This window comes from Streptomyces sp. NBC_00341 (assembly GCF_041435055.1).
In the GTDB taxonomy this organism is placed as follows: Bacteria; Actinomycetota; Actinomycetes; order Streptomycetales; family Streptomycetaceae; genus Streptomyces.
The window spans coordinates 7,321,008-7,345,384 of sequence record NZ_CP108002.1 but is presented as its reverse complement, the minus strand read 5'-3'; the positions used below and the strand labels follow the sequence as shown (position 1 = coordinate 7,345,384).

The window sequence follows — 24,377 nt, the reverse complement described above, 5'->3', positions numbered from 1 at the left end:
CCCCGCATCACCACCGTATCCCCCGAATACGGACAGCCACCTGCGGGCCCCGGCCGGCACCCAGCGGACGGGACCGCGTGCGCGTCGCCGGTCGGGCGCGCCCCGTTCGGCGCCGTGCTCAGCGGTTCCGTTCGAGGAGGCGGCCCGTGGGAGCGTCCAGCACGCCGTCCGACGCGATCCGTACGCCGCGCAGCCAGGTGGACCTGACGACACCGTGCAGGGTCCGGCCGGCGTACGCGGTGACCTGGTTGCGGTGGAACAGCCCGGCCGGGTCGACGGTGAAGGTGGCGTCGGGGGCCAGGACCGCGAAGTCGGCGTCCCGGCCCGCCTCGATCGCACCCTTGTCGCGCAGCCCGGCCAGCTCGGCGGGGGCCGCCGACATCCAGCGGGCGACGTCGTCGAGCGAGTGGCCGCGCCTGCGGGCCTCGGTCCAGATGGCGGGCAGACCGAGCTGGAGGGAGGAGATCCCACCCCACGCGGAGGCGAAGTCCGGCGTCTTGAGGTCTGTGGTGCAGGGCGAGTGGTCGGAGACGATGCAGTCGATGGTGCCGTCCGCGAGCCCCTCCCACAGCGCGTCCTGGTTGGCCGCCTCGCGGATGGGCGGGCAGCACTTGAACTCGGTGGCGCCGTCCGGGACTTCCTCCGCGGTGAGGGTGAGGAAGTGCGGGCAGGACTCGACCGTGACCCGCACCCCCTCGCGCTTGGCCGCGGCGATCAGCGGCAGCGCGTCGCTGGAGGACAGGTGCAGTACGTGGACGCGGGCGTTCAGCCGCTTGGCGTGGGCGATCAGCCCCTCGATCGCGGTGTTCTCGGCGTCGCGCGGCCGGGAGGCCAGGAAGTCCGCGTAGGCGGGGCCGCCGCGCTGCGGCGCCGCCGCCAGGTGGTGCGGGTCCTCGGCGTGCACGATCAGGAGCCCGCCGAATCCGGCGATCTCCGCCATCGAGCGGGCCAGCTGCTCCTGGTCCAGCTCGGGGAACTCCTCGACGCCGGAGGGCGACAGGAAGCACTTGAAGCCGAAGACCCCGGCCTCGTACAGCGGGCGCAGGTCCTTCACGTTGGACGGGATCGCACCGCCCCAGAAGCCGGTGTCGATGTGCGCCTTGGGTGCGGCCACCCGCTGCTTGACGCGCAGGTGCTCGACGGTGGTGGTCGGCGGGAGGGAGTTGAGCGGCATGTCGAGCAGGGTGGTGATCCCGCCGGCCGCGGCGGCGCGGGTGGCGGTGTAGAAGCCCTCCCACTCGGTGCGGCCGGGGTCGTTCACATGGACGTGGGTGTCCACCAGACCGGGCAGCAGGACGTCGTCACCGAAGTCCTCCAGCCGGGCGCCCTCGGGCACCTCCGCGTCGTACGCCACGACGGCGTCGATCTTCCCGTCGGCGACGGCGACCGTCGCAGGCCGCGTCCCCTCAGGAGTGACGACGCGCGTCGAGCGCAGTACCAGCTTCACGTCCGTAGCGGACACCCGTGCTCCCCACTTCCAAAAATTCAACGAACTGTTGAAGGAGTCTTCACTCGCGAAAGCGGCCCGTCAAGACCCCCATTCTGCGCGCCGGCCACTCAGCGGACCATGCGGGATGTCGACTGGAGATTTCCACAAAGTAAAAGACTAATTTCACAGAGCGGAACGTAGAATAAGCCGGAGACCGTGTCCCAGAACCGTCCGGCCGCCGGCGGACACCCGGACAAACGGGCCCTGACCGGCCAGGACGCCGCCCCGGAACAGTGGGCCGATCGGGAAGCGCCCGGTAGGCTGCTGCCTTGCTCTTCCGCTTCGAAAGGACCGTTGACGTGCCGCCGTCCCACGCCAGCACATCCGACTCCAAGCCCGCCGGACCCAGCGGTGGTGTGCAGTCCCTTGAGCGCGCCTTCGATCTGCTGGAGCGGATGGCCGACGCGGGGGGCGAGGTCGGTCTGAGTGAGCTCTCCGCGAGCAGCGGGCTGCCGCTTCCCACCATTCACCGGCTGATGCGCACGCTCGTGGTCTGCGGATACGTCCGCCAGCAGCCCAACCGGCGCTATGCGCTCGGCCCGCGCCTGATCCGGCTGGGCGAGTCCGCCGCACGGCTGCTCGGCACCTGGGCCCGCCCGTATCTCGCGCGGCTGGTCGAGGAGACCGGCGAGACCGCGAACATGGCGCTGCTCGACGGCGACGAGATCGTGTACGTGGCGCAGGTGCCGTCCAAGCACTCGATGCGCATGTTCACCGAGGTGGGCCGCCGGGTGCTGCCGCACTCGACCGGTGTCGGCAAGGCGCTGCTCGCGCACACCCCGCCGGACGAGGTACGGGCGCTGCTGGCCCGCACCGGGATGCCGGCCGCCACCGAGAAGACGATCACCACCCCCGAGGGCTTCCTGGACGCGCTGGAGCAGGTCCGCCGGGCGGGCTACGCGGTGGACGACAACGAGCAGGAGATAGGGGTCCGCTGCCTCGCGGTCTCGGTGCCCAACTCACCGACCTCCGCCGCGATCTCGATCTCGGGTCCGGCGGGCCGGGTTACGGAGGCGGCCACCGAGCGGATCGTCCCGATCCTCCAGCAGGCCGCCAAGGAACTCTCCGAGGTGCTGGCCAGCAGCGGGACGTCCGGCGGCTGAGCGGGCTCAGGCCAGTGCGGGGCGGCCGTCAGGCCAGTGCCGGGGCGAGCGGGCTCAGGCCAGTGCCGCGGCCGTCAGCCGGCCGTCCCGCATCGTGACCGTCACGTCCATCCGGTCCAGATGGGTCCGGTCGTGGGTGACCATGACGGTCGCCGTGGACCGCTCGCGGGTCAGCGTGACGAGCAGGTCCAGCACGGCCGCCCCCCGTTCGTGGTCCAGCGCGCTGGTCGGCTCGTCGACGAGCAGGACCGCCGGGTCGTTCATCAGGGCCCGCGCGATGTTGATCCGCTGGCGCTGGCCCCCGGAGAGCTGGTGCGGCCTGCGGTCGGCCTTGTCGGCCAGGCCGACCGCGTCGAGCAGTTCCAGCGCCCGGGTCCGGGCGGCCCGGGGGGCACCGCCCGACAGATGGGCCATGACCTGGAGCTGCTCCGCGGCGGTCAGCGACGCCAGCAGGTTGGGCTGCTGGAAGACGATGCCGATCCGCTCGCGGCGCAGCGCCGCCTTGTCCGCGCGGCTGAGCCCCACCGTGTCCGTCCCCGCGACGACGACGGCGCCCTCGTCCGGGGTGACCAGGGTGGCGGCCACGGCCAGCAGGCTGGACTTGCCCGAGCCGGAGGGGCCGACGACGGCGGTGAGGGTGCCGGCGGGCACGTCGAGGAAGACCCGGTCCAGGGCGGTGAGCCGCCCCTCGCCGTCGGGGTAGGTGAGCGTGACATCGGTGAGCGTGAGGGTCATCGGGCACTCCCGAGTGCGGTGAGCGGGTCGACGGCGGTGATCCGCCGGATGGACAGGGCCGCCCCGACGGCACCGAGGGCGATCATGACGGCTGCCGGGACGAGGACGGTCGACGCCTCCAGGACGAACGGCACGGCGCCGCCGCTGACCAGGGCGCCGATGCCGGAGGCGAGGGCGGTGCCGATCCCCGTACCGATGGCGAGCATCACCACGGCCTGTCCGAGTGCGTCCCGGAGCAAGTAGGGCGTGGAGGCACCGAGTGCCTTGAGGACGGCGACGTCGCCGCTGCGCTGGATCGTCCAGACGGTGAAGAAGGCGCCGATGACCAGTGCGGAGATGGCGAAGAGGAATCCGCGCATCAGCTGGAGCGAGCCGTTCTCGGCCTGGTAGGAGCCGATCGCGGTGAGCGAGCCGTCCAGGGTGAGCGTGCTGGTGCCGGCCGCGCGGTCGCCCGCCGCCAGGTCCGCGCCGTCGGTGGTGGTCAGGGCGATGACGGTGGCGCGGGCCGCGCCGTCGGCCCCGAGCCGCTGCCAGTCGGCCAGCGCGGTCCAGACGACCGGGGTATGGCTGTACGAGGCGTCGCCCGCGACCGCCGCTACGGTGACCTCGGCGCCGCCGAGGCGCAGCCGGTCGCCGGTCCGGGCGGAGAGATCATCCGCGGCCTGCGCGGAGAGCACCACCTTTCCCGGTCCGACCGGGGTGCCGGAGGGCGCCGGGCCGCCGTCCGGTTCGACGCCGAACGCGGAGACGGCCGCCGTCCGCTCCCCCGCCACCGCGGCGGCGTCGATCGTGCGGATGCCGAGCGGCTGGGCCTTCTCGACGCCGGGCTGCCCGGCCCAGCTCCGCCAGGCACTCTCCTTGACGGTGGAATTGGTGAAGGACACCGACTGGCCGTCGGGCGGGGCGGCGAACGCCAGGTGGTCGGCGCTCAGCCCCGTGACGGCCGAGGTGTTCTCCCGGGCCAGTCCGGCCGTGAGCCCGGACAGCAGACCCACGAGCAGCGTGATCAGCACCACGACCGTGCCCATGAGCGCGAACCGGCCCCTGGCGAACCGAAGGTCTCTCCATGCGACGAACATGACTCCAGCGTCGGTCCGGGCGGCCCGGGAAACATCGCCCGCGGGCTGGGCCCGACATCAACCTTTCGGTTGACCGGCCCCCGGCACCGCCCGCCTACGCTGGACGAATCATGGAAACACGTGTTCATCCGCCGGTCGCAGCCGCGCTGCGGCTGTGTCTGCACGCCCTGCTGCTGGGACTGCTGGCGCTGGCGGCGGTCAAGGCCGTGAGCGCCGGGGATCCGCACGCCGCCGCCGTCGTCGTGGTGTCCTGCGTGCTGGCCTCGGTGTACGCGGCGGGTGCGCTGGCTCCTGTCGTCCAGCCGGGGACCCGGGCGGGGGCGGGCTGGCTCGCCGTGCTGGGGGCGCTCTGGCTGGTGCTGCTGGCGCTGTCGCCGGACGGGCTGTGGGTGGCGTTCCCGCTGTACTTCCTCCAGTTGCACCTGCTGCCGATGCGCTGGGGGCTGCCCGCAGTCGCGGTGACCGCGGCCGCCGCCATCACCAGCTTCCTGGTGCACGGGCAGGCGGTCACGCCCGGCACCTTCATCGGCCCGGTGCTCGGCGCCGCGGTGGCCGTCGCGACGGTGCTCGGGTACGACGCGCTGTTCCGGGAGAGCGAGCGGCGCCGCGAACTCATCGAGGAGCTCGTCTCGACCCGGGCGGAGCTGGCGGCGGCCGAACGCACCGCCGGCACGCTCGCGGAACGCGAACGCCTCGCGCGGGAGATCCACGACACCCTCGCGCAGGGCCTCTCCAGCATTCAGCTGTTCCTGCGCGCGGCCGAACGCACCCTGGAACCGGACGCGCCCGCCACCCCCCATGTCCGCCAGGCCCGCGAGGCCGCCCAGGACAACCTCGCGGAGGCCCGCCGCTTCGTCCGCGCGCTGACCCCGCCCGACCTGGAGAACGGCTCACTCGCGGCCGCCCTGGAACGGCTCTCGGACCGCAGCACGGACGCCGCTCTCACCGTGCAGTTCGCCGTCAGCGGGACCCCGGTGGAGCTGCCCACCCCGTACGAGGTGGCGCTGCTGCGTACCGCGCAGTCGGCGCTGGCCAACACTGTGCGGCACGCAGAGGCGCGGCGGGCCGAGATCACCCTGAGCTTCATGGACACCTCGGTCGCGCTGGACGTGGTCGACGACGGCCACGGCTTCTCGCCGGACACCGTCCCGGCCGGCGGCAGCGGCACCGGGACCGGTGGCTTCGGGCTGCCCGCCATGCGGTCGCGGGCCCGTTCGCTGGGCGGCACCCTGAGCGTCGAGTCGGCCCCCGGCCAGGGCACGGCCGTCGCCCTCACCCTGCCGCTCCCCGCCGGTACGGACCTGCCGCTCTCCGCCCGCACGAACGGACAGGACTCCGCATGACCACGCCGATCAGACTGCTGCTCGCCGACGACCACCCGGTGGTCCGGGCGGGGCTGCGGGCCGTTCTGGACACCGAGCCGGACTTCCACGTCGCCGCGGAGGCCGCCACCGCGGAGCAGGCCGTGGCCCTGGCCGCGACCGGCGAGTTCGACGTCGTCCTGATGGACCTGCAGTTCGGCCCCGGTCTCCACGGCTCGGAGGCCACCGCCGCGATCACCTCGGTGCCGGACGCGCCCCGGGTGCTGATCCTGACCACCTACGACACGGACGCCGACATCCTGGCCGCGGTCGAGGCGGGGGCCGCCGGCTATCTGCTGAAGGACGCCCCGCCGGAGGAGCTGGCCGCCGCGGTCCGTACGGCGGCGGCCGGCCGGTCCGCACTCGCCCCGGCCGTCGCGCACCGGCTGATGGACCGGATGAGGACCCCCGCGGAGGCCCTCACCAAGCGCGAGCTGGAGGTCCTGCAACTGGTGGGCGAGGGGCTGTCCAACCTGCGGATCAGCAAGAAGCTGTTCCTGAGCCAGGCGACCGTGAAGTCCCATCTGGTGCACATCTACGCCAAGCTGGGCGTCGACTCACGCACGGCGGCGGTCGCGGCGGCGACGGCCCGCAGGCTCATCCGCCGCTGAACGTGGGCCGTCGCCCTCCCCCGGACGTCCGGGGGAGGGCGACGGCCCGCAGGTTCAGCAACTGCGGCGGCTCCGGATCAGCGGCGCGGCGGCTCCCCGAAGAGGTCCACGGCGACCCGTACGTCCCTGAGTGCCGACGCCAGCGCGCTGACCGAGCCGATCGCCCCCGCGATCAGCAGCAGCGAGCGGCGGAGCCGGGGGATCTCGGGCGCGCCGCTGACCGCCATCGCGTCCAGCGCCGCCAGCTCGTCCTCGGCGATCGCGCGGTCCGGGAACTCCGCGGGATGTCCGGCCAGCTCGCGCCGGAGCCGGGAGACGGCCGTACGCAGCTCCGTCACTCTCGGGTCCTCGTTGCTGCTGGTCACCCGCGCCTGCCCCACGCTTTTCAACAAAGCACTCCCCCTCGCACATCCTTGTGCTGGTGTTTCGACCGAGTCCCGGACCGTGGTCAAGTGTCCGGGGGTGCGGGCAAGTTAACGCCATGAAAGGTGCCGGGCGCCACTCCGCGGACGGAACCCGGTGTGTCCCGCGCGATCACAGTCGGTTGCAGAAACGGTCCGTCTGTGCAGGATCCCGGCTTGTGAGGTATCCAGGCCGCATGACAAGCACTCCGCTCCATTCCTCCCCCTCCGTCAACCCGGCCGTCGCCGGGCTACTCCTCGCCGCGGGCGGCGGCCGCCGGCTGGGCGGCCGCCCCAAGGCGCTGCTGGAACACCGCGGCGGCCTCCTCGTCGACCACGCGGTACGCACCCTGCGGGACGGCGGCTGCGGCCCGGTCCATGTGGTGCTCGGTGCGGCGGCCGACGAGGTGCGGGCCAGGGCGGAGCTGTCAGGCTGCGCGGTGACCGTCAACCCGGAGTGGACCGAGGGCATGGGCTCCTCGCTGCGGGCGGGGCTCGCCGCCCTCGCCGGGACGGGCGCGGACGCCGTCGTCGTCCTCCTGGTCGACCAGCCCGGCATCGGCGCCGGGGCGGTGGCACGGGTGCGGTCGGCGTACCGCTCCCGTACGAGCCTGGCAGCGGCCTCGTACGCGGGTGAACGCGGCCATCCGGTGATGTTCGGGGCCGATCTGTGGGCAGACATCTCGGCGGGGGCGGTGGGCGATCAGGGGGCGCGCGCCTATCTGCGGGAGCACCGCGATGCGATCACGCTCGTCGAGTGTTCCGATGTGGCTCAGGCGTACGACATCGACACGGCGGAGGACCTGTCCCACCTTGAGTGAACGCACTGGCACGCTGCGCCAACGAAGGCCCACTTCTGTCGAACCGGAGAATCTCGACATCAACAAACCATTGAACTTCCACCATGAGGAAACTACTATCCACTGGTCAGAAGCCCTCTGCACCCCAGACGGCGGCCACGGCCGTATCCCGGAGCCATGGCACGCCGTGCCATCTCAGGCGACCCGGCGGCCGTGAGACGCCGTCCGCACCGCCCGCTGAAGGAGTGACAGCTCATGTCCGCACCAGCGCCGTCCTCGCTGGCCATCGTCGATGCCGAGCCCCTGCCCCGGCAGGACGAGGTCCTCACCCCCGCGGCCCTCGCGTTCGTGGCCGAGCTGCACCGCCGGTTCACCCCGCGCCGTGACGAGCTCCTCGCCCGCCGCGGCGAGCGCCGCGCGGAGATCGCCCGCACCTCCACGCTGGACTTCCTGCCGGAGACCGCGGCGATCCGTGCGGACGACTCCTGGAAGGTCGCTCCGGCCCCCGCGGCCCTGAACGACCGCCGGGTGGAGATCACCGGTCCCACCGACCGCAAGATGACCATCAACGCCCTGAACTCGGGCGCCAAGGTCTGGCTCGCCGACTTCGAGGACGCGTCCGCCCCCACGTGGGAGAACGTCGTCCTCGGCCAGCTCAACCTGATCGACGCCTACAACCGCGCCATCGACTTCACCGACCCGAAGTCCGGCAAGTCCTACGCCCTGAAGCCCGCGGACGAGCTCGCGACCGTCGTCACCCGTCCGCGCGGCTGGCACCTGGACGAACGCCACCTCCAGCTCGACGGCGCCCCGGTGCCCGGCGCACTGGTCGACTTCGGCCTCTACTTCTTCCACAACGCCCAGCGCCTCATCGACCTCGGCAAGGGCCCGTACTTCTACCTGCCGAAGACGGAGTCGCACCTGGAGGCCCGCCTCTGGAACGACATCTTCGTCTTCGCCCAGGACGAGCTGTCCATCCCGCAGGGCACCGTCCGTGCCACGGTCCTGATCGAGACGATCACCGCCGCCTACGAGATGGAGGAGATCCTCTACGAGCTCCGCGACCACGCCTCCGGGCTGAACGCCGGCCGCTGGGACTACCTCTTCTCCATCGTCAAGAACTTCCGTGACGGCGGCGCCAAGTTCGTCCTGCCGGACCGCAACGCGGTGACGATGACCGCCCCGTTCATGCGGGCGTACACCGAACTCCTCGTCCGCACCTGCCACAAGCGCGGCGCCCACGCGATCGGCGGCATGGCGGCCTTCATCCCGTCCCGCCGCGACGCCGAGGTCAACAAGGTGGCCTTCGAGAAGGTCAAGGCCGACAAGGACCGCGAGGCCGGCGACGGCTTCGACGGCTCCTGGGTCGCCCACCCCGACCTGGTCCCGATCGCGATGGCCTCCTTCGACGCGGTCCTCGGCGAGAAGCCGAACCAGAAGGAACGCCTGCGCGAGGACGTCTCGGTGGCGGCCGGCGATCTGATCGCCATCGACACCCTGCACGCCAAGCCCACCTACGACGGTCTGCGCAACGCCGTCGCGGTCGGCATCCGCTACATCGAGGCCTGGCTGCGCGGCATGGGCGCGGTCGCCATCTTCAACCTGATGGAGGACGCGGCCACCGCCGAGATCTCGCGCTCGCAGATCTGGCAGTGGATCAACGCGGACGTGGTCTTCGAGAACGGCGAGCACGCCACGGCGGACCTGGCCCGCAAGGTCGCGGCCGAGGAACTCGCCGCGATCCGCACCGAGGTCGGCGACGAGGCCTTCACTGCCGGCAAGTGGCAGCAGGCCCACGACCTGCTGCTCCAGGTCTCCCTGGACCAGGACTACGCGGACTTCCTGACACTGCCCGCGTACGAGCAGCTGCGCTGACGCCGCACGTACCCGCCTGCAAAGGGTGACGCCCCGCCGCCGGAACGCTCGGCGGCGGGGCGTCACCGCGTGGTCGCCGGGCCCTCGCCGCCTGTGCCGGGCATCCCGAGCGGCGCCACCGCAGCCGCGGTTGCCCGCCCCGGTCTCGGCAGCGACCACGTCAGAGCCGGACGGACAGCGACTCGTCGCGGCGAGGGTCCCACAGCTACAGCGATCTCACTGCCGGCCCGCACCACGGCTCAGCAAACAGCGTGTGACGTAGGTGAGGTGCTGGATGTGCCCCATCCGGCTCCATGTCTCCGGACTGCCCGAGCCTCTGGAGCCGACGCCCTCGGCACAGGCCTCCCACCAGTCCTCCGCAGAACTTCGGTCCGCGCCCGAACTGCGGAAGGCCTCGTCCCGCACGATCCACCGAGCGAGGGCTCTGACCCGGTCCGTGCGGTGGTTGCCCCGCGTGGGAGCCCTGGCGACGAGGAAGTGTCCGGGGCCGGTGTAGCGAAGCAGACCCCAGGGCGGGCCTTGTCCCGCGAAGCGGTCCTCGGCGAGGTTCGCGCCGAGGGCGTGCTCCACGGAGTAGTCCCCGTACACGGGCGCCTGCTCCGGGCGGGCCCGGCGTATCCATTCGTGCAGGGCCCAGTCGTGGCGCTCCGGCCTGGAGGTGGTCGCTGACGCGGCTCCCGCCTCGAACGTCTCGGCGGCGCGGGGAAAGGCTCCCGCCGTCAGGACGACGGTGCGCCACGGCAGGAGCGATCCGAGGAGGTCGAGGGCGGCCACAGACCGCTTCCCGGACTCGTCCACATCTCTCACCTCGCCGGCGTCCAGAATGAGGTCGAGGTGCGAGGGCGGCATACGCAGCCGGTCGACGAGAGCCAGCAGCTCCGTGGACCGGGGCTCGTCGGGCGGTTCGTCGACGGCCATCCGGACGGCGAGTCCCCGGCCGCTGAGGAAGGCGAGGTCCGCCGCGTATCTCTGGAGCGTCCGGTCGCGCCCGGGAGCAGTGACCAGAACCATGCCGCTTCGGGTGATCAACCGTTGCACTGCGACGGCGGATCCGTGCAGCTCCGACTCCACATGACCCGCGTCCACCCACCCGGGGTTCCCGTCCATCGCCTCGATGAGCCGGTCGACACGGGGCGTGAGCCAGGCGTTCATCGCGTGTCCGTCGGCTTCCGGGTCCGGCGGTGGTGACGCGCCGCGTGTGCGCTCGGGACCGGTGCGCGGTGGCAGCGTCCACAGTGGCGCGAGCCGGTGACGTATCGCGGGGCTCAGCCGGAGGTAGGCGGTCACAGCGCCTCGCCGGACCGGCAGGACCGGCACGTACAGCGGCTCGACCATCGCAGCTCCCCACACCACGGCTCCGTCTCGTCCCTGGTCGCAGGGTGAAGGCATCCCGGGTACGGACGAAAGAGCGCGTATCCGGCCAGTGTTGAGGTCCCGGCGCCCCCGTGCTGTGTAGTTAGGACAACGGCCCCTACAGCTATCTGACCCATCTGACCCTGACCGTGCGCCCCTGGCCGGCGGGCGAGGAGCTGCCCGCCGGGGACGAGGACTGTCTGCGCCTGGTGCGGGACCACATCATCCTGTGACGCGGCGGGGGGGGTCCGTACGCCTGATGGAAGACGCGGACACTTGCCGGGCCCCGGGCTACGCGCGCTTCAGACGATGCGGATCGACGTGGCCTCGTGGACGGCTGCGGAGCTCATCGCCGGGCCGTGGCAGGTCAGCTGGTGCGGTGGGGCGCGGTGGGCCCGTACCTCGACGTCGTAGGCCGTCGGGCGGGGCCGGTGACCGATGACCCGGATCAGCCAGTGGGCGCCGGCGTGGGAGGTTCCGGCGACCGTGTAGTCGTGCCGGCCGGCCGGGCCGTAGCGCCCGAGCAGGGCTGCTACAGCCGCCTGCTGGGGCGGAGGGAGATCCGTGTATCCGCGCAGATGTTCCGCGTGGATGCGTCCGGCCAGGTGTTCGCCGATCACTTCGACGGATGACCCGGCGTCGAGACCCCCGTAGTAGACGCCGTCGGGTGCGACGACGATATTGGCGGCGAACCGGTCACCACCGACATGCGTGCACTCCCACACCAGGTCGGGCCAGCGCTCGTTCAGGGCGCGACCCACGGGCCGTCCGCGCACCGCGCAGCAGGTGTCGTGCTGGCCGTGGGTGCAGACGAGCACGACGGGAGGGAGGCCGGTTTCTCCCGGAGCGCCGGGCTCTCCCGGGGTGCCGAGCGCTCTGGCGACCTCCGCCAGGTCCTCGTCCCGGCTCCACGTGCCCCATTGCTGGCGATGGGCGCCGGAGCCGTCGTAGCGCAGCACCGCCCAGCGCTTCGGGCCCTCGCGCCTGCGGCGTCCGTGGCGCCTGATCAGAAGAACGCGCGCCCTCACCGCCTGGGCGGAGGCGAACAGGAGCGCTTTGACGCCGGGCGCCAGATCGAGGCCGTCGAAGCCGTTGACCGGCCATCCGCCCCGGTACTCGATGAGGACCCAGACGAGGCCGTACGGGGCCGTGCCGATGATGGGGTCGCCGCGGTCGCGGGCGGCATCGGCGCAGAAGAAACGCTCCGTATCCCTCACTCGGTCACCGGTCACCGCGGCGGCGTCACGGTCCGGCGGGCATGAGTACACCCGCGTGCAGCAGTCTCCCGGCGAGCTCGACGCCGAGATCCCCAGCCGTGCGGACCTCGCCGTCGAGCAGCCGGGTCAGCGACGGCAGATCCTTCTCCGGCACGTCGAGCCGGCCCACGCGGGTGATCAGACACCCGCCCTCCAGCCGTGCTTCCAGTGCTTCCCGGAGGCTGACGGGAGTCCGCGGGCCGAGGCCGTCGACGGCCGCGAGCTGGGCCAGTGGACCCAGCGGCGCGGGCCGTCCCCGCGCCCGCCGCGCGCGGTGGAACAGCGGAGCGGCGTCGGACTCCTCGACCGCCGCGACGAGGCGTTCGCGCACCAGGTCCATCTCGCCGGCCGGCCCGTCCACGCCCAGGGGCAGGGAACCGCGCATACCCGGGTCGTCGCGCAGCGTCGCGAGAGCGGCCTGGGCCAGCTGTTCCGCCAGCTCGTAGCGGGTCCAGTTGTGGATCCCGAGCGTCAGGTGGATCGAGACCTCGCCCCGCGCCTCGGCGGCGTGCAGCCAGCCCCGGGGCAGGTAGAGGACATCACCCGGTGCGAGCACGGTGTCGATGTGGGGCTCGCCCTCTGCGGCCTCGGCGACGGCGGAGCGGTGATCGGTCCAGGGCTGGTCACGCAGCGGGTCGGGGTGGACGGGCCGGTGGACGATCCAGCGCTTGGTGCCCTCGATCTGGAGGACGAAGACATCGTGGACGTCGTAGTGGTCGTCGAACCCCCGGTTCTGGGGCGGGGTGACGTACGCATTGGCCTGTACGGGATGTCCCAGCTCCCTGCTCAGTGCGGTGCTGAAGTCCGCGACCGGGCCCCAAGTGCGCTGCAGGGCCTGCAGGACGAGTGTGGCGCCGTCGGCGAACTCGCGCCACAGAGCGGTGTCGTCGAGCTGGTCGGAGATGGTGGCGCCCACGCCCGCGGAGGCGGTGAACGAGGACGCGGGAAGCGTGTCGCCGTTCTTGGCGACGCGGAGGAAAGGGGTACGCAGTCCGCGACGCGAGATGAGTTCGTCCACGGCGTCGGCGGAGAACAGGTCCGAGAAGTCGTCGGCGCGACGGGTGAGCAGCGCCGTGCGCGCCCAGACGTCACGGGCGAACTCCTCCCGGCGCAGCCGGGTCAGGCGTGTCTCCAGGACCCCGGCGCCCGCCGTCGCGGCACCGGGGTCCTGGAGCTCGGTCCGGGACGTGCTCAAGAACCGTTGCCGGACTGATCCGCACCGCCGTCCGCACCGCCGTCGGCGCCACCGTCCGCACCGCCGTCGTGGACACCGGGCGTACCGGCCGCGCCACCGTCCGCGGGACCCTCCGCACCGGCGTCAGCGCCGCCATCGGCACCACCGTCGTGGACACCCGGCGTACCCGCCGCGCCACCGTCCGCGGGACCCTCCGCACCGCCGTCAGCGCCGCCGTCATGGACACCCGGCGTACCGGCCGCGCCACCGTCCGCCGGACCTTCTTGCTGGTTCGGGTCCTGCTCGGGGTTGGTCATGGTTCCTCCCGCGCATCGATAGGGCTGGGGCCGGGCCCCCGTCCTGGGGGCCGTATGTCAGGCAGGGTGACCCTTCATGGGCACCGCGAACAGCGTACCGCTATGCGTGGAAACTATCGATTTGGCGTCATACGTACAGGAGTGGGCTCGCAGGCTCGCGGAGTCCCGGCGAGGCCCCGCGAGCCGATACGCGTCCTCCCGGCCGGCTACTTCAGCCCGGAATCGAGTGCGCCCAGCAGGGTGCCCTGTGGGGTGTCACCCGACATCTCCCAGACCATGACGCCCAGCAGGCCCTTGTCCTTCACGTAGGCCGTCTTCTTGCCGATGGACCAGGTGTCGTCGAAGGACCACCACTGGTTGCCGGTGTAGCCGTACGTGGAGATGGACTGCTCGTCGTGATGGACCGCCATCGTCGGGTAGGCGCCGATGAGGTTGGAGTAGCCGCGGGTACCGGCCTCCTCGGCGAACTGGCCCGGGGCGGCTCCGCCCGCGGACTGCCATTCGCCCGCCGCGCCGCCGTCGGTGACGTTCTGCCAGCCACGGCCGTAGAACGGGATGCCCAGGGTCAGCTTGCGGGGTTCGACGCCCGCGTCGGTGTACGCCTTGATCGCGGTGTCCGCGCTGAAGTGGAAGTCGTACGGGTCCTGCTCGTCGTTGTAGAGGTTGGCCTGGTGACCGGTGCGGTCCGGTTCCCAGGAGTTGTCGCTGCCGGAGCCGTGGAAGTCGTAGCCCTGGACGTTGGCCACGTCGAGGGAGTCGAAGACCTTGCCCAGGTCCCAGCCGTCACCGATCTTCTGGGGGTCGGCGGGGGTGAAGGCGGTGAGCAGGCGGTGGCCGCCGCCCAGCGCGTCCAGTTGCTTGCGGAACTCGGCGAGCAGCAGGGTGAGGTTGTTCTTGTCGTTCGGCGAGTAGTGGTTGCCGGGGTGTCCGGTGCCGGTGCCCGGCCACTCCCAGTCGATGTCGAAGCCGTCGAAGATGCCGGCCGCCGTGCCGGGGCCGCCCGCGCCGCCGTACTCGGGCAGGTTGCCCTTGATGTACATGTCGATGCAGGAGGAGACGAACTTCTTGCGGGCCGCGTCGCTGGCCGCCACGTCGGAGAAGTACTTGGAGTACGTCCAGCCGCCGAGCGAGACCACGATCTTCAGGTTCGGGTGGAGCTTCTTCAGCTTCTTCAACTGGTTGAAGTTTCCGCGCAGTTTGCCCCAGCCGTCGTCCGCGACGCCGTCGACCGACTGGGCGGCGCTGAACGGGCGGGTGTAGTCGGCGTCCGCGTCACCGGCGCCGGTGCCCTGCTCGGGGTCCTCGGGGTCGGCGGTGGTGCCCTTGGTGACGCCGTTCAGGCAGGTGAGGTTGTTGGGATCGATGTTGGCGAAGGCGTAGTTGACGATGTCGAGCTTGCCGGCGGCCCCGGAGTCCTGGAGGTTCTTCACGAAGTACTGGCGGCCGTAGATGCCCCACTGGACGAAGTAGCCGACCTTGGCGTAGTTGCCGGCGCCGACGATGTCGTCGGTCTTCACCGTGAGGGTGTTGCTGGCCGACGAGGAGTTGTCCGCCGGGTCGCGGGCCTTGACCGTGAAGGCGTACGAGGTCGAGGGGGACAGTCCGCCGATGGTGGCGGTGGTCGTGGTGCCGGAGACCGTGGTGGCCAGGGCGCCGCCCTTGTAGATGTCGTACGTGACGACCCGCTGGTTGTCCGTGGCGGCGGTCCAGGCCAGCGTGACGGACGAGGAGTCGGTCGCGGTGGAGTGCAGCGCGCCGGGGGCCGTCGGCGGGGAGGTGTCGGTGGCCGGGTCGACGGTGGTGACGGTCAGCGGCGCGCTCGCGGCGGACATGTTGCCCCGGGTGTCCTTGGCCCGGACGGTGAAGGCGTAGGCGGTGGCGGGCGTCAGGCCGGTGACCGTGGCGGAGGTCGCGGCGGTGGCCGAGCCCATCACCTTGCCTCCCGCCAGGATGTCGTACGAGGCCACGGGGAAGTCCCCGGCGGTGGCGGCCGTCCAGGACAGCGAGGCGGTGCGGGCGCTGACGTCGGTCTTCTTCAGCCCGGCGGGCGCGCCCGGCGGGGCGTCCGCGGAGCCGTCGCACTTGTCGCCGTTGATCCGGCAGCCGGTGGGCGCGGTGATCGGTCCGGTGGCGACGAACCAGAAGCTGTACGGCTCGGTGGTGCTGTGTGCGGCGACCGTGCCGTTGTAGTGGGCGTTGACCGCGGTGATGTGGCTGCCCTGGGTGGTGACGGTGCCGTTGTAGGAGCTGCTGATCGCGACCCCGGACGGCAGGTCGAATTCGAGGCTCCAGCCGGTGACGGCGGCGTCGGTGTCGTTGTGCAGGATGTACGTCCCCTTCCACCAGGGGCCGTTGTCGGCCGAGGTGAACGTGGCCGTCAGCTTGCCCGCCGCGTGCGCGGGCGTGGCCTGGAGGGACAGCAGGGCGAGTAGGAGGGCGAGTGCGGCGACCAGTGCGGTCGCCGTTCTCCGTCTGAGAGGCATGTGCTCGAACATGGTTCTCCCTTGTGGCAGGGACCCGTGAGGAGGTCCTGAGGGGGGAGCTGGTGTCCTTCGTTCCATGGAGCACAGGGGAAACTAATTGGTCTGGACCATCGCGTCAATAGGTTCAGACCAATAGGTACAGACCACTTATGCCTCGCCGGCCATCACCGCGCGGGCCCCGCCCTCACGCCCCTCTCACGCCTCCCCCGCACCCCTCGCGCACCTCGCATCCCTCATGTCCCTACCGCTCCCATCGCCACGAACGCGCAGATCAGCACCGCCAGGACGGCGAGCAGCGGCCAGACGAAGCGCAGGTACTTGTCGTAGCCCACCTTGGCCAGCGCCACCCCGCCGATCGTCACCGCCGTCGTGGGCACCCACAGGTTCATCCAGCCACTGGCCGCCTGCCAGGCCGTGACGACGACGGCGCGCGAGACGCCCGCGAAGTCGGCCAGCGGGGCCAGAATCGGCATGGCCAGGGTCGCGTGCCCCGAGGTGGACGGGATGAGGAAGGCCAGCGGCAGGTTGACGACGAACACGACGACCGCGAACACCGCGGAGGAGGTGCCGGAGACCAGGCCCTCGATGGAGTGCAGGACGGTGTCGGTGATCCGGGAGTTGTTCATGATGACCGTGACCCCGCGGGCCAGCACGATGACCAGTGCGGGCGAGATGAAGTCGGCGGCGCCCTGGACGACCGTCGCGCTGATCTTCTGCTCACCGAACCGGGCGACGATGCCGACGAGAACGGCCGCCACCAGGAAGAGCGCGGCGAGCTCCGGGAAGGACCAGCCCAGCTCGAAGCCGTACGGGGTGGCGTCCGCCTTGCCGGTGAGGGCGCTGGACCACGGGACCACGGAGAAGATCATGAAGGCGAAGGTCAGACCGACCAGGACCAGGACCAGGCGGTGGAGCGAGGTGAGTTCGGGCGGCTCGTCCGTCTCCGCCGCCGCGTGTTCGCGGTCGCCGGGCAGGAAGCCGGAGAGCGAGCGGTCCGGGTCCTTGCGCACGCGGTTGGCGTACCGGATGACATAGCCGATCGTCACCGCCGTCAGAACGACCCACATCACCGCGCGCAGCACGATCCCGTCACCCAGCGAGATGTCGGCGGCGGCGGAGGCGACCCCGGTGGCGAACGGGTTGACCGTGGAGCAGAGCACGCCGACGCCCGCGCCGAGGATGATCGTGCCGGTGGCGACCATCCGGTCGTAGCCGAGGGCGAGCATCAGCGGGACGATCAGTCCGTAGAAGCCGAGGGTCTCCTCCGCGAAGCCCTCGACCGTGCCGAGCAGTGAGAAGACCAGCATCACGCCCGCGATGAGCAGTGCGCCGCGCTCGCGCAGCCGGTGGGCGAGGCGGCCGATCCCCAGGTCGAGTGCGCCGGTGGCGAAGACGACGGTGATGAAGGCGCCGATCGCGATGACGAAGAGGAACACGCCCGCGCTGCCGTACAGTTCGCCGGCCAGGTCCGGGCCGACCTGGCCGGTCTTGACGTCCTGCACCCCGTACAGGCCGTTGACCGGGGAGAGGAAGAGGTCGTTCAGCCGGTCGACGACGCTCTGGCCGGAGGGGACGCGGTGGTACGTACCCTGGATCGGCGCACCCGCCTTGGTGCGGTCGTACGCGCCGGACGGAATCAGGAAGGCCAGCGCCCAGACGGCGAGCGTGACGACGACCAGTACGGTCAGGGCACTGGGAAAGACGAACTTCCGCCCCTGTGGCGGCTTCTCCTCCGTCGGGGTTCCGGTGTCCAGGGTGCTCACGCGGCGCTCCCGTCGCGGTGCGCGGCGGCGTACTCCCGCAGGAACGCGGCCTCCGCGATGACGGCGGAGCGGAGCTCGGAGAAGAGGACCCGCTCATTGGGGGCGTGCGGATTGCACATGCTGTACTGGGCGCCGAAGAGCAGGATCTCGGCGCCGGGGACGGCCTTGGCGAGGCCGTTGACGAGCGGGATCGAGCCGCCGCTCGCGACGTACGCGGGTTCCTTGCCCCAGCCCTCGCGCAGGGAGGTCAGCGCGGCCCGGTAGGCGGGTCCGCCGGTCGCGGGCTCGAATCCGGGGCCGGTGTCGCCGGGGGTGACGGTGAGCGGGATTCCGAACGGGCGCAGTGCCTCCAAGTGGGTGACTAGTGCCGCGTCAGTCGAGGTTTGCCCGTAGAGGCGCGGCGTCCGGTGCGTGCTCTCGGCGTGCCGGCCGGAAGCCCTCGTACTGGATGTACTTGGGCTTTCGGCCGGTGCGCCGAGAGTGTGTGCCGGGCGTCGCGACGGGGCGAACCTCGACTGACGCGGCACTAACAGCCCGAGCGCCTCCTCCGGGTCCTGCTGGGGGTGGAATCGCAGGTTCAGATTGGCGATGACCATCGCATCGCAGGCGAAGCGGTCCGGGTCCGTGGGCGGGTAGTCGTCGAAGGCGCTGCCGTACTCCTCCTGGCCCTCCAGGACGATTCGGAGGCCGGTGGGCGGCCTGCCCTCGTAGGCCCTCAGTACGCCGAGGTGCACGATCAGGTTCGACTTGTCGTCCGCGATGCCCCGGGCGCGCAGTCCGACCGCCACGGGGGTGGGTTCGAAGGGCGGTGAGAGCCACAGGCTCTCGTCGCCGGGGGGCTGTACGTCGTAGTGGCCGTAGAGCAGCACGGTCGGGGCGTCCGGCGTCGGCGGCGGGACCTCGGCGACGATGACCGGTGCGGTGTCCGGCAGGTCGAGCCGTTCGACGCCCGCGCCGCGCAGCAGGTCCACGAGCAGGTCGTGGGCCTGCCGCACGGGTTCGGCGGGGAAGCCTGGGAGCGCGACGGACGGGATGGCCGTCAGCCGCTGCAGGTCCGCGGTGAGCCCGTCCATCAGCGTGTCGACGCGGGAGCCGAGATCCATCGCCCATCCCCTGTTCCTCGTGGAGCCCGTCAAGGAGGTTCGGGGTCAAATGGATCATATGGGGCGGACGCTCGCACGGCTGAGGGCCGGTCAGCCGCCCAGTACCACCGTCCGCGAGGCGGAGAAGTCCCCCCATTTACCGTCCGGGAGCTTGGCGCGGAGCTTCATCGCGTAGCGGGTGCCGCGCGGGTCGCTGACGGTCAGCCGGTAGCTCGCCCGGCCTGCGGGCGGCTTGCCTCCCCAGACGATCGTGGTGGTCAGCCGGCCGTCCAGGTAGAGCTGGTAGGCGGGGATCTCGCCACCGGTCCTGGGCTGCTTCCAATCCAGGTCGACGGCGTACTCCTTGCCCTGGGCGGTGCTGGTGATCCGCAGGTCCGTGGGGGCGGTGGAGGCCGGCGCGCCGGGGGCGGACGCCGTGGTGAGGTCGAAGGAGTCGCTGTCCTTCGACGAGGTGTCGGCGGCGTCCCGGGCGCGGACGGTGAAGGTGTAGACGGTGCCGGGCCGCAGCCCGGTCAGGCGTGCCGTGGTCTGCGTGCCGGGCACGGTGTGGATGCGCGAGCCCTCCTGGTAGATGTCGTACGAGGTGACGCCGATGTCGTCCGTGGAGCCGCCCCAGGACAGTTTCGCCGCCCGACTGCCGTCGGCCTTGCCGCGCAGCTGCACCGGCCGGGTGGGGGCCTCGTGGTCGGCCGGGGTCGGGGCCGGGGTGGTCACGGAAGCGGCGGCGCTGGGCTCGGAGAGGTTTCCGGCGGCGTCGCGGGCGCGGACGGTGAAGCTGTAGGCGGTCGAGGCCGTCAGCCCGTCGATGTCGATCATCACCCTGGCGGCCGGGACGGTCTTGACCTTCTTGCCCTTGCGGTAGATCTCGTACGCGGTGACGGCCTTGTCGTCGGTGGCCGCCTCCCACATCACGTGCGCGGAGGTGGCGCTGCCGGCCTGCACCGTCACCCCGTGCGGCGCCGTGGGGCTGCTGGTGTCGGCCTCGGCGTCGGAGCCGCAGGCGGTGAGGGTGGCGAGGAGCAGGGCGGCTGAGCAGGCCAACGCGGCGGTTGCGTGGGGGCGTTGCACGGTCTTGCCTTCCGTCCGGCAGCAATGGTCCAGACCTGTATCGCACGGTGCGGGGGTTCCCGACAAGGGGACGGAGCGGAACCTTCCGCAATGTGCCGGTGTGCACCGCGCCCCCACCGCTCCCCGGCCCGAGGGTCCCGGAATCCGGCGCGTCGCCGGGCGATGAGTTCGGGGCGCCCGGGGAGTCTGCACTGTATGGACAACGAGACGAAGACCGCTCCCCCGCAGGACCTGGCACCGGCGGCCCAGCAGATCGCCGAGCTGCTCGACGCGGTGGACGACACCCGGCTGTCGGCACCGACCCCCTGCCCCGGCGTCACGGTGAGCGCCCTGCTCGCCCACATCGGCGGGCTCGCCGTGGCCTTCCGCGATGCCGCGCACAAGGAGCTGGGGGCGACGACCGACACGGGGCCCTCGGTGGAGGAGATGGTGCTCGCGGACGGCTGGCGCGACACGCTGCCGCAGGCGCTCGACGAGATGGTCACCGCCTGGCGCTCCCCGGAGGCCTGGCAGGGCATGACCCGGGCGGGCAGTGTCGATCTGCCGGGCGAGATCGCGGGCATGGTCGCGCTCAACGAGCTGGTGCTGCACGGCTGGGATCTGGCGCGGTCGACCGGGCAGCCGTTCCGGGCCGAGGAGGCGCACCTGGACTCCACGCTGGCGCTGCTGGCGGACCTGGGCGACAACCCGCCGGCCGGCTCGCCCTTCGGCCCGCCGGTCCCGGTGCCGCAGGACACACCCCTGCTGAACCGGGCCGTCGCGCGCAGCGGCCGGCGCCCCGACTGGCAGCCGGGCGACTGACGCTCCGGCCCCGGGGCACGCTCACCTGACCGGCTGACGAACGCCGCGAACGGGACGTACCGCCCCCGCGGCCTGGCAGGCTGGAGCGGTGAAGCTCAGCACACGCTCCCTGATCGCATCGGCCGCCGCCCTCGCCCTGGCCGCGGCCGTGCTCTCCGGCTGCTCCGGGGCCGGTCCGGACGCCGCGTACGGCAAGGGGTCCCCGGCGGCCGGACTGGACGATCCGGCGAAGAAGGACATCGCCATGCGGCTGGTCTCCAGCGCGGAGAACTCCACCCTGGACTGGAAGTCCCAGTACAAGTACATCGAGGACATCGACGACGGCCGCGGCTACACCGCGGGCATCATCGGCTTCTGCTCCGGCACCGGCGACATGCGCCGGGTCGTCGAGCGGTACGCCGAGGCCCGGCCCGGAAATCCGCTGGAGCGGTTCGTTCCGGCGCTGCGGAAGGTCGAGGGCAGCGACGCGCACACCGGGCTCGGCCGCCGCTTCACCGAGGCCTGGGCGGACGCGGCCGGTGACGCCGCCTTCCGCTCCGCGCAGGACACCGAGCGGGACGCGTCCTACTTCGGCCCCGCGGTCGCACAGGCGAAGGCGGACGGACTCGGCGCGCTGGGCCAGTTCATCTACTACGACGCCTACGTGATGCACGGTTCCGGCGACGCGGAGGGCACGGTCGGCTTCCGCACCATGCGCCGCCGCGCGCTCGCCGAGGCACGTCCCCCCGCGCGGGGCGGCGACGAGAGGGCGTATCTCGACGCGTTCCTGGACGTCCGGGTCGCGGCGATGCGCGAGGAGGAGCCCTCGCACGCCGACACCAGCCGGGTCGAGACGGCCCAGCGGGTGTTCCTGAGGAAGGGCAATCTGAACCTGGACCCGCCGCTCGACTGGAAGGTGTACGGGGACGACTACCGGATCGACGGCCCGTAGCCAGGCCGCTCCGTCGGCACGAGCGGCCCACGAACCGAATTCCGGGACACGCACAACTCGTATGCGTCACAGGGGTGTACGACACTCGTTCGACTCTGATAGGAAAGCTTCCTAACAGAAGAGTCGGAACGACGAACTCCCTTGGAGGACTGGTGAACGCTCCCCACAAGCGCACCGCACGTCGCAACACCCGTACGCTGCGCGTCGCGCTCGTCGCGCTCGGGCTGACACTCACGGCTGTTCCCGCCACCGCATTCGCCGGCACCTCCGCACCGCCGGCCGTTCACCACCAGGAGGCCGCCGCGACCGGGCTGGACGATCCGGCGACGAAGGACATCGCCATGCAACTGGTGTCCAGCGCGGAGAACTCCTCGCTGGACTGGAAGTCCCAGTACAAGTACATCGAGGACATCGACGACGGCCGCGGCTACACCGCGGGCATCATCGGCTTCTGCTCCGGCACCGGCGACATGCTGGACCTCGTGGAGCTGTACACCCAGCGCGAGCCGGGCAACCCGCTCGCGAAGTACCTGCCGGCCCTGCGCGAGGTGGACGGCACCGACTCGCACGACGGGCTCGACCCCGGCTTCCAGGCCGCCTGGAAGAAGGCCGCGGCCGACTCGGCGTTCCAGCAGGCGCAGAACGACGAGCGCGACCGGGTGTACTTCGATCCGGCGGTCAGCCGGGGCAAGAGCGACGGACTGGGCACGCTCGGCCAGTTCGCGTACTACGACGCCATCGTCATGCACGGCGACGGCGGCGACAGCACGAGCTTCAGCAGCATCCGCAAGCGCGCCCTGGCGAAGGCGAAGCCGCCGGCCCAGGGCGGCGACGAGGTCGGCTACCTCAACGCCTTCCTGGACGCGCGGGTCTGGGCCATGCAGCAGGAGGAGGCCCACTCGGACACCAGCCGGGTGGACACCGCCCAGCGGGTCTTTCTGAAGAACGGCAATCTGAACCTGGACCCGCCGCTCGACTGGAAGGTGTACGGCGACAGCTTCCACATCGGCTGACGGTTCCGGGCACGGCTGTGGCGCGTACGGCTCCCCCTCGCGGGCGGGGCCGTACGCGCCACAGCGCTGTGACGGTACGTCAGTGCACGTTCACCGGAGCCGCGTTGGCGAGCTCCTCGGTCACCGTCTCGGCATCCTCCTCCTCGTCCGGCTTGCGGCCGAGGTGGTTGAAGGCCAGGTTGAGGACGATCGCCACGACACATCCGGTGGATATCCCGGAGTCCAGCACCACGAGCAGGTCCTTGGGGAACGCGTGGTAGAAGTCCGGTGCGGCGATCGGGATCAGGCCTATGCCGACGGCCGCGGCCACGATCAGTGCGTTCTCGCCCTTCTCCAGGGCGGCGGTCGCCAGGGTCTGGATGCCGCTCGCGGCGACAGAGCCGAAGAGCACGATGCCCGCGCCGCCGAGCACCGGCAGCGGGACGAGCGCGATGACGGACGCGGCCACCGGGACCAGTCCGAGCACGATGAGGATGCCGCCGCCCGTGGCCACCACGAAGCGGCTGCGGACCTTGGTCATCGCGACCAGCCCGATGTTCTGGGCGAAGGCGCTGCACATGAAGCCGTTGAACAGCGGGCTGACGGCACTGCCCAGGGTGTCCGCGCGGAGCCCGCCCTCGATGGTCCGCTCGTCGGCCGGCCGGTCGACGATCTTGCCGAGGGCCAGCATGTCCGCGGTCGACTCGGTCATGCAGACGAGCATGACGATGCACATCGAGACGATCGCGGCGATCTCGAACTGCGGTGCCCCGAAGTGGAACGGGGTGGGGAAGCCGACGACGTCGGCGTCCTTGATGGCACCGAAGTCGGTGATGCCGACCGGGATCGCGATGAGCGTGCCGATGATGAGTCCGAGCAGGATCGCGATCTGCTGGAGGAAGCCGCGGAGCAGCTTCCTCAGCGCGAGGACGATCACCAGGGTGACCGCCGCCATGATGATGTTGGTGGTGGAACCGTAGTCGTCGGCCGTGGCGTTGCCGCCCTGGGACCAGTTGAAGGCGACCGGCAGCAGGGAGACACCGATCAGGGTGATGACCGTGCCGGTGACGACGGGCGGGAAGAAGCGGACCAGCTTGCAGAAGTACGGCGCGAGGACGAAGCCGAGGAGGCTGGCGACGATGATCGCGCCGAAGATGACGGCTATGCCGTCGTGCCCCCGGTCCTTGCCGATCGCGACCATGGGGGTGACCCCGGCGAACGAGACGCCGTTGACGAACGGCAGCCGGGCGCCGATGCGCCAGAAGCCGAGGGTCTGGAGCAGGGTGGCGATGCCCGCGGTGAACAGGCTCGCCGCCACCAGGAAGGCGGTCTCCTTCGGGGTGAGCCCCACAGCGGGGCCCACCACCATGGGCGGGGCCACCACACCCGCGTACATCGCGGCCACGTGCTGAAGGCCGCTGGTGAACATCCTCAGTGGGGGAAGGGTCTCGTCGACCGGATGAGTGCGGTCGGGCTGGGCCGGCTCCGATATGTCGGGGTCGGATGCTGCGTCTGCGTCATTGCGAAACCTGGGCGTAGCTGCCACGGCGGTTCCTCCGGTCGGGTACACGTCTGCGGTGACGTGGGTATCAGGGAGGTGGAGCGTTGGTGCAGTTCGTGCAGCTGGTGCGGGCAGCTTTGGGTTCAGCGGTACGGGGGACGCGTACGTATGGGTACGCGCC

Annotated in this window: 21 protein-coding genes; 8 read left to right on the top strand and 13 right to left on the bottom strand. The window is 71.4% G+C overall.

What is annotated here, in order from left to right; all coding sequences use genetic code 11:
• Positions 1-118: 118 nt before the first annotated feature.
• Positions 119-1,462 (bottom strand): allantoinase AllB, encoded by a 1,344-nt coding sequence (gene allB, locus OG892_RS33030; RefSeq protein WP_371630985.1) that lies wholly within the window; start codon positions 1,460-1,462, stop codon positions 119-121.
• Positions 1,463-1,788: 326 nt separating this feature from the next.
• Here allB and OG892_RS33025 point away from each other — a divergent pair, with 326 nt between their 5' ends.
• A complete protein-coding gene (locus OG892_RS33025; protein ID WP_073735086.1) occupies positions 1,789-2,592 on the top strand; it encodes an IclR family transcriptional regulator in 804 nt (267 codons plus the stop codon).
• Between the two features lie 54 nt (positions 2,593-2,646).
• On the opposite strand, the gene OG892_RS33020 is transcribed toward OG892_RS33025, so the two are convergent.
• A complete protein-coding gene (locus OG892_RS33020) occupies positions 2,647-3,327 on the bottom strand; it encodes an ABC transporter ATP-binding protein (protein ID WP_371630984.1) in 681 nt (226 codons plus the stop codon).
• Positions 3,324-4,406 carry an ABC transporter permease gene (locus OG892_RS33015; protein WP_371630983.1) on the bottom strand — a complete coding sequence of 361 codons (1,083 nt, stop codon included), beginning with the start codon at positions 4,404-4,406 and terminating at the stop codon, positions 3,324-3,326. Before OG892_RS33015 ends, OG892_RS33020 begins: the two co-directional genes overlap by 4 nt.
• Positions 4,407-4,516: 110 nt before the next feature.
• Between OG892_RS33015 and OG892_RS33010 the strand changes: the two genes are divergently transcribed.
• Positions 4,517-5,749 carry a sensor histidine kinase gene (locus OG892_RS33010; protein ID WP_371630982.1) on the top strand — a complete coding sequence of 411 codons (1,233 nt, stop codon included), beginning with the start codon at positions 4,517-4,519 and terminating at the stop codon, positions 5,747-5,749.
• A complete protein-coding gene (locus tag OG892_RS33005; RefSeq protein ID WP_073735083.1) occupies positions 5,746-6,378 on the top strand; it encodes a response regulator transcription factor in 633 nt (210 codons plus the stop codon). Before OG892_RS33010 ends, OG892_RS33005 begins: the two co-directional genes overlap by 4 nt.
• Positions 6,379-6,455: 77 nt before the next feature.
• Here OG892_RS33005 and OG892_RS33000 read toward each other — a convergent pair whose 3' ends face one another.
• Positions 6,456-6,758, bottom strand: coding sequence for a DUF5955 family protein (locus tag OG892_RS33000; RefSeq protein ID WP_199884385.1), 303 nt, complete (start codon positions 6,756-6,758; stop codon positions 6,456-6,458).
• A gap of 218 nt (positions 6,759-6,976) precedes the next feature.
• Between OG892_RS33000 and OG892_RS32995 the strand changes: the two genes are divergently transcribed.
• Together OG892_RS32995 and aceB are read left to right on the top strand one after the other, a co-directional pair.
• Positions 6,977-7,600, top strand: coding sequence for an NTP transferase domain-containing protein (locus tag OG892_RS32995; RefSeq protein ID WP_371630981.1), 624 nt, complete (start codon positions 6,977-6,979; stop codon positions 7,598-7,600).
• 234 nt (positions 7,601-7,834) lie between these two features.
• Entirely contained in the window at positions 7,835-9,454 is a 1,620-nt protein-coding gene (gene aceB / locus OG892_RS32990) for a malate synthase A (protein WP_073735080.1), read from the top strand.
• A gap of 216 nt (positions 9,455-9,670) precedes the next feature.
• Here aceB and OG892_RS32985 read toward each other — a convergent pair whose 3' ends face one another.
• The 8 genes from OG892_RS32985 to OG892_RS32950 all read right to left on the bottom strand — a co-directional run bounded on the left by OG892_RS32985 (position 9,671) and on the right by OG892_RS32950 (position 19,971).
• A complete protein-coding gene (locus OG892_RS32985; protein ID WP_371630980.1) occupies positions 9,671-10,789 on the bottom strand; it encodes a hypothetical protein in 1,119 nt (372 codons plus the stop codon).
• A 320-nt stretch (positions 10,790-11,109) separates the two neighbouring features.
• On the bottom strand, positions 11,110-12,024 hold the full coding sequence (locus OG892_RS32980; RefSeq protein WP_371630979.1) for a sucrase ferredoxin: 915 nt from the start codon (positions 12,022-12,024) through the stop codon (positions 11,110-11,112).
• Between the two features lie 25 nt (positions 12,025-12,049).
• Entirely contained in the window at positions 12,050-13,258 is a 1,209-nt protein-coding gene (locus tag OG892_RS32975) for a cupin domain-containing protein (protein ID WP_371630978.1), read from the bottom strand.
• Entirely contained in the window at positions 13,255-13,554 is a 300-nt protein-coding gene (locus tag OG892_RS32970; protein ID WP_328864826.1) for a BatC protein, read from the bottom strand. Before OG892_RS32970 ends, OG892_RS32975 begins: the two co-directional genes overlap by 4 nt.
• Before the next feature lie 206 nt (positions 13,555-13,760).
• Positions 13,761-16,049 (bottom strand): glycosyl hydrolase family 18 protein, encoded by a 2,289-nt coding sequence (locus OG892_RS32965; protein ID WP_371630977.1) that lies wholly within the window; start codon positions 16,047-16,049, stop codon positions 13,761-13,763.
• 221 nt (positions 16,050-16,270) lie between these two features.
• Complete coding sequence (locus OG892_RS32960) at positions 16,271-17,791, bottom strand: YfcC family protein (RefSeq protein ID WP_371631729.1); 1,521 nt, start codon at positions 17,789-17,791, stop codon at positions 16,271-16,273.
• 5 nt (positions 17,792-17,796) lie between these two features.
• On the bottom strand, positions 17,797-18,903 hold the full coding sequence (locus OG892_RS32955) for a M20/M25/M40 family metallo-hydrolase (protein WP_371630976.1): 1,107 nt from the start codon (positions 18,901-18,903) through the stop codon (positions 17,797-17,799).
• Between the two features lie 90 nt (positions 18,904-18,993).
• Positions 18,994-19,971 (bottom strand): fibronectin type III domain-containing protein, encoded by a 978-nt coding sequence (locus tag OG892_RS32950; protein ID WP_328864829.1) that lies wholly within the window; start codon positions 19,969-19,971, stop codon positions 18,994-18,996.
• A 195-nt stretch (positions 19,972-20,166) separates the two neighbouring features.
• Between OG892_RS32950 and OG892_RS32945 the strand changes: the two genes are divergently transcribed.
• The 3 genes from OG892_RS32945 to OG892_RS32935 all read left to right on the top strand — a co-directional run bounded on the left by OG892_RS32945 (position 20,167) and on the right by OG892_RS32935 (position 22,716).
• A complete protein-coding gene (locus OG892_RS32945) occupies positions 20,167-20,772 on the top strand; it encodes a TIGR03086 family metal-binding protein (protein WP_371630975.1) in 606 nt (201 codons plus the stop codon).
• An 88-nt stretch (positions 20,773-20,860) separates the two neighbouring features.
• On the top strand, positions 20,861-21,703 hold the full coding sequence (locus OG892_RS32940; RefSeq protein WP_371630974.1) for a chitosanase: 843 nt from the start codon (positions 20,861-20,863) through the stop codon (positions 21,701-21,703).
• A gap of 152 nt (positions 21,704-21,855) precedes the next feature.
• The gene (locus tag OG892_RS32935; protein ID WP_371630973.1) at positions 21,856-22,716 is read left to right on the top strand and encodes a chitosanase; all 861 of its coding nucleotides are present in this window, start codon (positions 21,856-21,858) and stop codon (positions 22,714-22,716) included.
• A 79-nt stretch (positions 22,717-22,795) separates the two neighbouring features.
• On the opposite strand, the gene OG892_RS32930 is transcribed toward OG892_RS32935, so the two are convergent.
• The gene (locus tag OG892_RS32930) at positions 22,796-24,187 is read right to left on the bottom strand and encodes a nucleobase:cation symporter-2 family protein (RefSeq protein ID WP_073735214.1); all 1,392 of its coding nucleotides are present in this window, start codon (positions 24,185-24,187) and stop codon (positions 22,796-22,798) included.
• Between the last annotated feature and the right edge of the window lie 190 nt (positions 24,188-24,377).